Below are 12790 nucleotides of genomic sequence, written 5' to 3'. Positions count from 1 at the left end.
CCATAGCGACTGTAGAAGAAAATAAGGAGGAGTAATGATGAACGTCACTACTGATGTACAATCAACAACAGAGGAGACGAAAGAGAAAAGATATAAAACATTGTTTGGTTCTGCGCTAGGGTATGCAGCAGAAGGTTTAGATATGTTGCTCTTATCTTTCGTGCTCGTCTACATTTTAAAAGAATTTCATTTAAGCCCTGTTGAAGGTGGAAACTTAACATTAGCTACCACAATAGGAATGCTAATTGGGTCTTATTTATTTGGATTTATTGCTGATTTATTTGGGCGTATCCGTACGATGGCCTTCACAATCTTACTATTCTCACTAGCAACAGCACTTATTTATTTCGCAACAGATTATTGGCAATTATTAATTCTTCGCTTTTTAGTTGGAATGGGAGTTGGTGGTGAATTCGGGATTGGGATGGCCATCGTAACTGAAACATGGTCTAAAGAAATGCGCGCTAAGGCGACATCCGTTGTTGCACTGGGATGGCAATTTGGCGTACTAGTCGCTTCACTCCTTCCAGCATTTATCGTCCCGCATTTCGGATGGAGAGCTGTTTTCTTATTTGGACTCATTCCCGCTCTACTAGCTGTCTATGTACGCAAAAGTTTAAGTGAACCGAAAATATGGGAACAAAAACAACGATACAAAAAAGAGTTGTTACAAAAAGAAGCTGAAGGTAATTTAACAACTACTGAGGCAGAACAACTAAAGCAAATGAAAAAGTTCCCACTTCGAAAGTTATTCGCCAATAAAAAAGTAACGATAACAACCATTGGTCTTATTATTATGTCATTTATCCAGAACTTCGGATATTATGGAATTTTTACGTGGATGCCAACTATTTTAGCGAATAAATATAACTACACATTAGCAAAAGCGAGCGGTTGGATGTTCATCTCTACGATCGGCATGCTAATTGGAATTGCAACTTTTGGCATTCTAGCCGATAAAATTGGTCGCCGTAAAACTTTTACAATCTATTATGTCGGTGGTACTATATACTGTCTCATTTACTTCTTCTTATTCACAGACTCAACCTTATTGTTATGGGGAAGTGCATTGCTTGGATTCTTTGCAAATGGCATGATGGGAGGATTCGGAGCAGTTTTAGCTGAAAACTATCCTGCTGAAGCTCGATCGACAGCAGAGAACTTTATTTTCGGTACAGGACGTGGTTTAGCTGGATTTGGACCTGTTATTATCGGATTACTTGCTACAGGTGGTAACTTAATGGGAGCGTTGTCTCTCATCTTCATTATCTATCCAATCGGTTTAGTTACAATGCTATTATGTGTCCCAGAAACGAAAGATAAAGTATTAGAATAGATTGAAATTGTACAGAGTACTATCCCCTTCGAGAAAAGTAGTTAAATAAATAGTAAAGAGGAAGCATCTCAAATGAAATGCTTCCTCTTTTTATATAAATACAATTCTTTATTTTGATTTACTAGCTTTTTGGAACAAGAAGGAAGTTTTCTCTTCTTCTTTTACAATACCTTGTTTTAATGCTAATTCCCCTGCAACTTTAGGCGCTAGCCATAGCATTGGGAATAACAGAATGGATACTGGGACAGCTGTTACTACGATGAATGATTGTAAGGCGTTAATACTTCCCTCACCCATGTATAAAAGAATCGCTGCAACTGCGCCCATAATAAGCGACCAAAACACTCGCAAGCTAATTCTAGGATCTCCATCTCCAGTCACTGCCATTGAAATCGAATAAGCCATTGAATCTCCTGTTGTCACTACAAATAAAATTGTTAATAAAAGAAATGCAGGTCCAATAATATTAGATAGTGGTAGTTGCTCTGTAATTGCAATCATAGCCGCTGGCATACCAGATTCACTTAATGCGGTCGAGATAGAACCAGGATTCATTAACTCATAAAACACACCTGATCCCCCTAGTATAGTAAACCAAAACGTTGTAATAATAGGTGCAATAATTCCAATTGCAACGATGATTTCTCGGATTGTTCTTCCTCTTGAAATACGGCTCACTAAAATTGCCATCATCGGTCCGTATCCAATAAACCATCCCCAGAAAAAGATTGTCCACGATCCTAACCAACCTGTATCCCCACGATATGTGCTCATTGGAATAAATTCATTTATATAAAAGCCAAACGAAGAAACAAATGAATCGATAATAAATCCACCTGGTCCAAACAGTAATACGAATACCATTAATAAAACTGCTAACCTAACATTTAAGTCACTTATAATTTGAATCCCTTTATCAATTCCTGTTACCGCAGATATAGTAGAAACAGCTACTACACAAACAATAATGGCTAATTGAGTAGTAAACACATCAGGAATGTCAAACAATGCTTGTAATCCATAACTTGCTTGTAGTCCTAAAAATCCAATTGGACCAATTGTCCCTGCAGCTACCGCAATAATTGCAAACACATCGATCGTTGTTCCAAGCCAACTCTTTCGCAATTTCTCCCCAAAGATGGGATATAAAAGCGTTCGAGGTTTTAACGGCATACCTTTATGATAATGTCCATACATCATAACTACCGCACTAATTGTTCCTAAAATCGTCCAAGCAAGGAAACCCCAATGCATATAACTTTGTGCTAAAGCAGGCATGACTGCTTCTTGCGTTCCAGCAGATATACCTTCATGTATTGGTGGCACCGTCATCAAGTGGTACATCGGCTCTGCAGCTGCCCAAAAAACGCCACCTCCGGCAAGTAATGTAGACATAATAATAGCGAGCCACTTTGTCGTACTAATCTCAGGTTTTTCTAGCCCCCCAAGTTTAACTCTCCCATATTTCGAAAACGCCATACACATTGCAACAACAAATGTACCAATTAATAAAACCTGCCAAAAGGCACCAAAATATTTAATTGAAGCCGCAAAACTGCTATTAATGACTCCCTCTACGTAACTTTTATTTAAAATAACTGCAATTACAAATAATAAAAGTGAGCCACCACTAATAAGAAATACAGGCCAATCTGTTTTTCGACTCTTCATTCTCATTTACACTTCCTCCTTCCTCAGCAATCTAAAAAAACAACTTTATTATGTTTTATTGTTTACACCCAAAACATAATGATTATATAAGCATAATAATTCATCGATTTTCTACACACTTATGTTGTCCCTAAAAATATGCTAAATCCCTTATTTAAAAGAAAATTTCTATTCCTATTACATAAAAAAGCAAAACAAAAGACCTTATATTTCTATAAGGTCTTCGAAACAGAAATTTGATTATAACATAAGGAACTCCTTGGTTCAAAAAGCCCCTTCCAAAAATAACCGATAGTAAAGGCTTCCATTTGCTACGTAACAGTAATTAAAAAAAATTATATTTTGCATAAAAAAACTATACTAAATATCATTTATGAAAGAAATTCGGCTTCAAAATTTCATTCGGATACGGTTTATGATAAATATGAGTGGTAGCTGGCGACAACGGTGGAATGAGCCACACCCAATTGCCAGTGACAACCCGTCCACATGATGCTTCTTGCTTCTCAAATTGTTGAAATTGTTGTGCAGCTGTATGATGATCTACAATACTAACTCCTTGTTTTTTGAAGGAATATAATACAGCAATATTCAACTCAATTAGTGCCTTGTCTTTCCATAACGTACCGTTTCTAGATGTATCTAACTCCATCATCTCCGCAACAGCCGGCAGTAAATTATAACGATCATGATCCGCTAAGTTACGAGCCCCAATCTCCGTCCCCATATACCATCCATTGAACGGAGCCGCTGTATAGGAAATACCGCCAATTTCTAAGCGCATATCTGAAATCATTGGAACCCCATACCATTTTGCTCCTAAAGATGAGATTGGGTACTCTGGATGTTCAATCGGTACCTCTTTCACTTCTTTTTTAGGAATTTCTTTATATACAGGTTCTTTTCCATCGACAGAAAAAACAAGTGGCAATACATCGAAATTCGTACCTTCTCCTTGCCAGCCAAGTTCCTGACAAAAATCCGTGAACGCAGCGGAATGAGAGTCACCGATCACTCCCATTTCTGTTTTATATCCTGCATATCGAATCAACTGGTGATTATAAATTCGTATATTATTTTCTTCACCTTGATATTGCTTAAAAATTGTAATTGTCGGTTTCACTTTCCCATCGTTCGTTGCATATTTAATATGATGCATTAATGCATTGTATACACCTTCCTCATCATTTACTTCACGTGCATCTAATATGTGCATCTTACTCCAAAATAATCTTCCGATACATCGATTACTATTGCGCCATGCCATTCGCGATCCATGAACAAGTTCTTCAAATGTATGCTCATACGTCCCCGTCTTCTCTATCTCAACTTGAATTTCTTTCACACGCTCTTCTATGAATTGCTCTTTATTAAGCTCTTTATAGCAAATCGTAATAAACTGACTCGCTTCCTCTATTAATTGTTTCGTTTTACTCATAAACGATCTCCTTCTATTTCAACAAAACGTTCTACTTTACAGTATAAGCAAAAAGAATAAGAGTCACAAATGAAAGTCGAAGTGTTACTTTTATTGTAATATTTTTCAGAAAATTAAAGACATTACTATTGACTTGCATAAAAAATAGGTGTATTTTTGACTCAGGTAAATTATTTTTACCTAGACCAACTTTTTAAAGAGAAAGGAGGTAATGTTATGTCTTCATTTCAATTGCCAAAGCTTTCATATGACTATGATGAACTAGAGCCATATATCGATAGCGACACACTTTCTATTCATCACGGAAAACATCATGCGACATACGTAAATAACTTGAATGCCGCTTTAGAAAACTATACGGAATTACATAATAAGTCTTTAGAAGAGTTACTATGTAATTTAGACATTTTACCAAAGGAAATTGCTACAGCTGTCAGAAATAACGGCGGTGGTCACTATTGTCATAGTCTTTTTTGGGAAGTAATGAGCCCGCGAGGTGGCGGTGAGCCTAATGGAGACGTTGCAAAAGTAATTGATTATTATTTCAATACCTTTGACAACTTAAAAGATCAACTTTCCAAAGCAGCTATTAGTCGTTTTGGAAGTGGCTATGGATGGCTTGTTATGGACGGTGAGGAACTTTCCGTTATGAGTACACCCAATCAAGATACACCTTTGCAAGAAGGTAAAATTCCATTACTCGTTATCGATGTATGGGAACACGCCTATTATTTAAAGTATCAAAATCGGCGTCCAGAATTTGTTACCAATTGGTGGCATACAGTGAACTGGGACCGGGTAAACGAAAAGTATTTACAAGCAATTCAATCACAAAAACATTAGTCGTGCGTATAAGGTAAATTTGGTAATGTAAAATTAGTATTGTCGAAATCCTCCAGAATCCCCCGGATTGCCACCGGGGGATTTATGATTATTTCATTGTATGTATGTAATAACATAATACTTGTTCTATGTCTATTTTCAACTCTCGGAACGGGAATCCTAATTCACTAGCTTTTCCATTGTGTAATGTACAATTAATTACCTCATTGTAAGGCGCTACATTATCTCCTACTTCTTGAACGAGTGCTTTTATTCCCGTATTTTCTTCTATGAAATGAATGATTTCTCTAGTAGAAACTACTCCATTACTACAAGCATTGATTGGCCCTTCTATACTTTCCACCCCGCACCAAGCTAAAAATTGGCCTGCTTCTTCTTCATGTATAAACGACAACTCTCCATCTAAATGATTCACCACGATAGGCCCTTGCTTCACAATATGTTCAACGTAAAATTGTAACCTTTTCGTATAATCGTTTTCTCCAATAACAACTGGAAAACGCACTGCAACAACTGGGAATGTTGCTTGTTGAAATACAGTAGCTTCAGCTAATCGCTTGCCTTCACCATAATTAAAATTCTTCCTATCCCCATACGTAACGGCATACTCATACGGATTAAAGTTCTCTTCTAACAAGCCTATTGCTGGCTCGTAAACAGCCATTGAAGATGTCATAACGTATTTCTTCGTTTTTCCTCGTAACACTTCACATATTACCTTCGCTGCATTCGAGCTATAACATAAATTATCGTATACGATATCATAACTTTTATCTTCTAGACGCTCTGCTAGTTGTTTTTCATCTTCTCTATCGACAATCAGCCTTTTTACTGCACGTCCAAAAGGATCTTCTGTAATCCCTCTCGTCGCAATCGTTACATCGTGTCCCTCTTGCAAAAGCACTTCTACTAAATGTTTACCAAAAAATCTTGTTCCCCCTAGCACCAATACTTTTTTCAAATTCATCATCCCCATTTTGATAAATTGTAAAATACTACCTCTCTATTATAAATGCTAATATATAAAAAGCATGGAATTCGTTTAACGATTCCATGCTTTTCTACAGAAAATATATTAACGTACTCGATATTTATAAATACAATAACAGAAGTATAAAATAGAAATTACGGATACATAAACCCATAGTTCATATACGAATCCCTCTCCCCATACTCCCATAAAATAAAAGAGTGAAGGCAACGTCAATGTTACCCATGATTGTACGAAGGCAATTCTTCCAAGATATTGATTGATATTCTTCTTTTGTGTATTTAATACAAAGAATAAATACCAAAGTAATGCCCACATAAACCATGTTAACGCATTAACAACATCGTGGAATTGAACAAATGAAACAACCATATAGAATAAAGCAATAATTGCTACCCACATACAAAACCATCCTAGACCACTACTATCCATTCCTTTTATAAAGGTAACACCTACATATAAATAGGTTAATCCAAATAAGAAAGTAGCTGCATATGAATACACTGTCCAATTGCTTTGGTCAGAAATCATGATCAAATAGAACGGAATAATAATTTGTAGTGCACCCACAAATAAATTAAAAACACCCGCACTTTTCATCTCTGCTTTTCCTAATATAACAAGACTATTTAAAAATAAAGCTGCACCCGAAAGTAATAATCCTACGTAACCCATATATCCTCATGTGAAAACCTTACATTTTCACACTGTACCCTCCCCGTCTTATAAAAGTTATATTATTCCTTATTCTCCTTCTTACTTACAACTACATACAAAGTTTTTTTGTAAACAAGTCAGACTTCCTACCTTAAAAAACAATAAAAAAACCGTGTCATACATGTCATACAGTAATGATGTCAATCGAAATGTACCACATAATAAAAACGCTTTCAATAATACGTAATTCAATCAAAAGGCTAATAAGATTATTTGATTATAAACGTACTTTAACAATGATACAAGTATTGGAATATTATTCAATATTACATTTTTTATCTCTATAAAAAATTGATAGAATAATGCATTCTCCCTATCTTACTCTATTAATGATTTACATAGAATATTGTACAATCATATTAAATTAGAAAGTTCTGATATTTATACCTCTTCATTATCCACATCAATCTGTTATTCTTTCAACAGGTGTATTAGCAAGAGAGCCTGCAACAGTTTCAGCAGTAATAAACATTATAAATTTAGATGAAGCTATTAATTTGTATGAAATTCGTATTTCTTATCCTCCTCACTCCAATATTATTGCAAATTGTTTCGGACGAAGCTTACCACCTTATACAAGCCAAGAAGGTAATACTGTGTATCATAAACAACTTGTTAAAATTAATGAAAATATTACGCGTCCATATTATCATCCATAGTAAATCTGATAACTGCTAAATCAATAATACTCTTTTTCCTACTCTAGAAAAAAGAGTATTATTGATCTCAGGGGACATATTCAGTACTATTTTAATTATTATAAATGTCATTTGGATTTATTGTAGGAATAAATCCATTTATAGTACTATATTTTTTTGATATATCATCTGGAGTTACAGTAAACGTTACAATTTTATTGCCCTGTTTTTTAAAATAACGCATCCAACCTTGGCTCCATTGATCTTCTGCAATAACTTGTTTATTAAAATCTTCCCATAGTACACCATGAATAAAATTTAAAGCTGCGCTTTTAATCGTTTCAAATCCCCAATTCTGTACAAGTAATAAATTAGAATCAACACTTTTAATTTCCTTTAATAAATTTACATAAGCCAATCTAAACTTTTCTTGTAAGGCTGCCTGATCATAAAAATAATCATCAATATCACCAACAGTGTCTAAAAATACCCCATCTATACCTTTCCCAACAATTTGCTGTTTTACTTTGTTAATGATAATACTCCGGTAATGATTGTCAGCTAAATTCATAATATATGTATCCCACTTTTCAATTTTCATTTTTTCGCTGTCTCTATAATAATAATCTGACTCCATTACTTGTGATTTATGCCAAACTTCTAATTCTAAAACACTAACATAGCCGAGAACCACAGTTCCTGATTTTTTTAATTGTTGAACTTGCTCCCTTGTAAATGCATAAGGCTCGATAATAACCATGTCATACTTCGAAAGTCTTTTAATTACTTGCTCATTTGCTTCGCCATAATAAATTTTATAGCTTTTTACATTTTTCAAAACTGGATTCACAGCATTTACTTGCGCTGCTGTATTTGAAGAAAAAATAAAAGAAAATATAGAAAAAAAACAGATGGAACGTTTCCAACTCATAATTGTATTACCTCCTATACTACTATAGTAATCTTTTCACTTTTTATACCTTGAAAATTTAGTGAAATATCTCTATTTTATAGAAATTTCTCAAAAGCAACATGAATTAACAAAATTTAGAATTTATTTCTCTTGAATTTACTATATCCCTATTGATAAAATAATTTGTATTCTGCAGAAAATATATATTTTAAAATACCTGTTTATTTTACTTCATGTATTATTCCTCGGAGCTAAATTGGTAAATGAAAGAAGGGGTCTATTTATGCACTATAAGCAATCCAATTTATTTATGAAATTAATTGAACCTACTATTCTCTTTATTGCTCTATTTGTTCTCTCAATATTAACCGATTTTTTTACATCTACACATGAATATTTCATACTTTTATTTATTACATTAATTATTTCTAGCCGATACGGTATATCGATCGCACTTTTCACATTTCTAGAATCAATAATTTATATTTTTATAAGGGGTATATATAAAGGCGATGATGTACTACTTTACTTTTATTCATCAGATGATTGGATAAGTTGGATTTTCTTGCTTGTGATTAGTTTATATTGCGGATTAATGAGTACTTCACAAAAAGAACGTTATGAAGATATACATATGGTAAATACTGAACTCAAATCTGAAAATAAAGAGCTAAAATATGTTATTAAACAATTGGATGAAACACGTATTACACTTCGTTCCCGTGTGCTTGAATCAAACAATCACTTATCTAAAATGTACCATATGTTCAAAGCCTTAAATCATACACATCCTGAAATTGTATTAGACGAAGGAATGAATGTATTAAAAACATATTTTGGTGCGAAAAAAATTGGTATCTATCACATAGATAACAATAAACAGTCTCTTCGCATTAAATTAAGATTTGAAACTGGTGAAAACACTTTACCTCAATCAATTTTTGTTAAGAACTCTTCATCAGTCATCAAAAATGCGTTAGCTCATAATCGACCGTTTTTCCGTACAGAAGGAGATTCTCAAGACGCACCACTTTTAGTTGGTCCTGTCTTATTCCAAGATAATGTACAATACATCATTATTTTAGATGAAATAGAATTCTCCAAAATCACTTCTGAACAATTCGAACTTTTCACATGGTATTTACGCTGGATGGGCGACCGTTTACAAAACGCTTCTAATATTTGGATATCTAGTCAAGAAGAGCGTACATTCCCTAAAACAAGTATTTACTATGAAGACGAATTTGAACATTTATTAAAAATCGAACAAAAACGTTACGAAACATTATCATATCCATATTCCTATTTTGAGTTCCATGCATCACAAGATTCTTTACAAGTAATAAATTCAATCTTAAAAGCACATTTACGTGATATCGATATCTTCAGTTATAGCACAACCCATCAAAAAATCATGATTTTATTACCTGGTACCGAAGAAAAGTTTTTATTACAAGTTAAAACCCGTATACAAAATGCGCTCACTGCTGAAGGAGTGATATTCTAATGATTTTCCTCCTTCTTTATATTATATATGCTATTTTAATTTTTCTCTTATTTCGATTTACGAAAGGTTTAATTACAGAAAATAAAAAAGGAATTATTGAGTTTTGCTTAATTGTCTCTCTTCTGTTTCCACTTCTTGGGCTTATTGTATCAGTAATCATGTTATTACTTAATATAAAACGTTCCAAAACAGAGTGGTTACAACAGTATTCTGATTATGTTTCCTTTCAAGTTGATAATTATGAAGATATTTTGGAATCAGCTAAACAAGATATGGACCTTATTTCATTTTCCTCTGGATTAGAAATTGATAAACCGGAGTTACATAAACAACTAATTGTACAATTAAGTTCTTCTACCATTTCTAATGAAGGTGGATTATTGAAAGAAGCAATTCATCATAAAGATCCTGAAACTGTACATTATGCTGCGACTACGATTAATTTACTAAATGAACGTTATGAAAAACAGATTGGATACTTAAATAAACAATTTCTGCAGCATCCCCAAAACGAAATTGCAGAAGAATTGGTTTCTAATTACTTAAGGTATATAGAAAGTGGCCTACTTTCTAATCAACAAAAAGAAAATATAATTAATGAATTTATGAGTTTCATTATAAAAAGTATAGAATTTTTCCCTAACGAATTGCTCTACTCTTTCCAACTTGGAAATCTACTTCTATACAAAAAACAATATGTAGAATCCGAAGAACAATTTTCACACCTTATCCACCTTAATCCTGAATCATATTACGGTTATGTCGGATTACTGGAACTATACTACGAACAACAATTATGGGACAAACTTTACAAATTAATTGATAATCTAACATTTACAAAAAAAGTTCATATTCTACCACGTAAGTATCAGTTATTTGTAGAGCAGTTTGGAGGCATACACATTGAAGAAGAGCATTAATATATATATTGGGATTATCAGTATTACTTTACTTCTCCTAATTATATCTATCTTAATATATCGAACAGATAATTTTTATAGAATTTTTTCTGTTCCTAAAACTAAGGAAACAACTGCCGTTAAAACAGTAACGGCGAAAAATGTAAATCCAAATGGCCAAGAAATGCAATTCTACGTTTTAACGACGGATAATAAATTAGGGGAACAAGTTACGTTTCATACAAAAAAGGCAATGGACTATGCCCACCTACATTATAAAGACATTACAGCTAATGAAATTAAGACACTTACTCCCTCTCCTTATACAGGAATCATTATTACAGGTGAAGGAATGACACAACTACCACAAGCCGATATCCAAAATTTTGTACAGTTGGGTGGAAAACTTATTATTGCCAATCGGCTCGATTCAGATCCTTCCTGGAACCCCCTATTTGGCATTAACCAAAAAAAGGGATTCACAGATGCAAAGGGATTAAATTTTGAACAAGTTTTATTCCCTGGTTACCCTGATCTCTCAAGTTCTTCTCCATTGTTTACTCATAGCTCAATGAGTATTACGCTAGATGAGAATACAACTAATACTTGGATTACGGCAGAAGATACTCCCATCCTTTGGACCAATGACTACGGTGAAGGAAAAGTTTTATATTGGAATACAACAGCATTGAACGATAAATTAGGTAGAGGTATGTTCGTTCAATCACTGGGTACTATTTTTCCGACTTTCGCTACAGCACAACTTGGAGCGGAGATTATGTATATTGATGACTTCCCATCTCCAATTCCAAGTGGAGAACTAAAAAACTTAACAACAGAAAAAATTTCTGTTGAAGAATTTTATAAAAAACATTGGTGGAAAAATATGAAGGATATCTCTGAAGAACTTGATATTAAATATACGGGTGTTGCAATTGGGACATACCAAAATAAAGTAACGCCACCTTTTGAAGATTTCACAGGTAAAAATAGAAATACATATTTATTATTTGGGAGAGAATTATTAAGTCACGGTGGAGAAATCGGTATTCATGGCTATAACCATCAACCTTTATTATTACCACCAGACCCAGTAGATAAAGCACTTGAATATGTTCCATGGAATTCAAAAGAGGATATGGAGAGCTCCTTAGATGCTCTACAAAAACTCGTGTATAACTTCTTTCCAAACGAAAAACTAAAAACCTATGTACCACCATCCAATATTATAAATACAACTGGATTAAGTGCATTAAACGACGCGGTTCCAACTATGGAAACAGTTGCTTCTCTATATGTGGGAAGTAAAAGTAACGGCAGTTTAATTCAAGAATTTGGACCAGATGAACACAACAAAAACATTTATCACTTCCCGCGTATTACGAGTGGCTATGCTATCCCAGATGAAGAACAATTTATTTTAGCTGATGTTACCGCAAATTTAGGGGTTATCTCACATTTCGTCCATCCAGATGATATCCTTGACGAAAAACGCTCGGGTAATCTAACATGGGAAGAATTATTTAAAGCTTATAAAACGACAATTAAAGAAATACGCGAAAGATATCCTTATATAAAAAGTATGACTCAAAGCGAAGCAACTACTTCCATGAAAATTTATCAAACTGGTGATTTAGCTGTTTCTTATGAAGATGATGCTGTTCATATTGCATATAAAGGGTTACCAAACCATACTGCAACAATTATACGTGTAGAAGAAGGAAAGAAATTGAAAACCGGTTCATTCCCATACGGTACAGTTACAAAACTAGATTCACAAATTTATAGCGTTATATTGAAAAAAGCCAACGCTACAATTCCAATTAAAGGAGCATAG

11 protein-coding genes are annotated in these 12790 nt (G+C 33.9%); 6 read left to right on the top strand and 5 right to left on the bottom strand.

Annotation, left to right across the window (positions count from 1 at the left end; translation table 11 throughout):
• The first annotated feature begins 37 nt into the window (after positions 1-37).
• A complete protein-coding gene (locus tag AABL52_RS00330) occupies positions 38-1336 on the top strand; it encodes an MFS transporter (RefSeq protein WP_048560485.1) in 1299 nt (432 codons plus the stop codon).
• 108 nt (positions 1337-1444) lie between these two features.
• Here AABL52_RS00330 and AABL52_RS00325 read toward each other — a convergent pair whose 3' ends face one another.
• Entirely contained in the window at positions 1445-3013 is a 1569-nt protein-coding gene (locus tag AABL52_RS00325) for a BCCT family transporter (RefSeq protein ID WP_098238061.1), read from the bottom strand.
• Positions 3014-3374: 361 nt separating this feature from the next.
• On the bottom strand, positions 3375-4445 hold the full coding sequence (locus AABL52_RS00320; RefSeq protein WP_341518731.1) for a nitric oxide synthase oxygenase: 1071 nt from the start codon (positions 4443-4445) through the stop codon (positions 3375-3377).
• 216 nt (positions 4446-4661) lie between these two features.
• On the opposite strand from AABL52_RS00320, the gene sodA reads away from it, so the two are divergent.
• Positions 4662-5288 (top strand): superoxide dismutase [Mn], encoded by a 627-nt coding sequence (sodA, locus tag AABL52_RS00315; RefSeq protein ID WP_341518730.1) that lies wholly within the window; start codon positions 4662-4664, stop codon positions 5286-5288.
• 88 nt (positions 5289-5376) lie between these two features.
• Here the strand turns inward: sodA and AABL52_RS00310 are convergent, their stop codons facing one another.
• Both AABL52_RS00310 and AABL52_RS00305 read right to left on the bottom strand, forming a co-directional pair.
• Complete coding sequence (locus AABL52_RS00310) at positions 5377-6264, bottom strand: NAD-dependent epimerase/dehydratase family protein (protein ID WP_341518729.1); 888 nt, start codon at positions 6262-6264, stop codon at positions 5377-5379.
• Positions 6265-6363: 99 nt separating this feature from the next.
• Positions 6364-6954, bottom strand: coding sequence for an AmiS/UreI family transporter (locus AABL52_RS00305; RefSeq protein WP_000542574.1), 591 nt, complete (start codon positions 6952-6954; stop codon positions 6364-6366).
• A 425-nt stretch (positions 6955-7379) separates the two neighbouring features.
• On the opposite strand from AABL52_RS00305, the gene AABL52_RS00300 reads away from it, so the two are divergent.
• Positions 7380-7655, top strand: a complete 276-nt coding sequence (locus AABL52_RS00300) for a hypothetical protein (RefSeq protein ID WP_341519754.1) — start codon at positions 7380-7382, stop codon at positions 7653-7655.
• Between the two features lie 91 nt (positions 7656-7746).
• Here AABL52_RS00300 and AABL52_RS00295 read toward each other — a convergent pair whose 3' ends face one another.
• Positions 7747-8565, bottom strand: coding sequence for an endo alpha-1,4 polygalactosaminidase (locus AABL52_RS00295; RefSeq protein ID WP_097845628.1), 819 nt, complete (start codon positions 8563-8565; stop codon positions 7747-7749).
• Positions 8566-8830: 265 nt separating this feature from the next.
• Between AABL52_RS00295 and AABL52_RS00290 the strand changes: the two genes are divergently transcribed.
• Genes AABL52_RS00290 through AABL52_RS00280 form a run of 3 tightly spaced genes read left to right on the top strand, consistent with a single transcriptional unit; the run spans position 8831 to position 12790 of the window.
• Entirely contained in the window at positions 8831-10054 is a 1224-nt protein-coding gene (locus AABL52_RS00290; RefSeq protein ID WP_000559009.1) for a GAF domain-containing protein, read from the top strand.
• Positions 10054-10974 carry a hypothetical protein gene (locus AABL52_RS00285; RefSeq protein WP_000576663.1) on the top strand — a complete coding sequence of 307 codons (921 nt, stop codon included), beginning with the start codon at positions 10054-10056 and terminating at the stop codon, positions 10972-10974. Before AABL52_RS00290 ends, AABL52_RS00285 begins: the two co-directional genes overlap by 1 nt.
• A complete protein-coding gene (locus AABL52_RS00280) occupies positions 10958-12790 on the top strand; it encodes a DUF2194 domain-containing protein (RefSeq protein ID WP_120451070.1) in 1833 nt (610 codons plus the stop codon). The genes AABL52_RS00285 and AABL52_RS00280 overlap by 17 nt, the downstream gene beginning before the upstream one ends.

It is taken from the genome of Bacillus paramobilis (genome assembly GCF_038096195.1).
GTDB lineage: Bacteria > Bacillota > Bacilli > Bacillales > Bacillaceae_G > Bacillus_A > Bacillus_A mobilis.
This window is presented reverse-complemented; position numbering and strand designations above follow the sequence as displayed.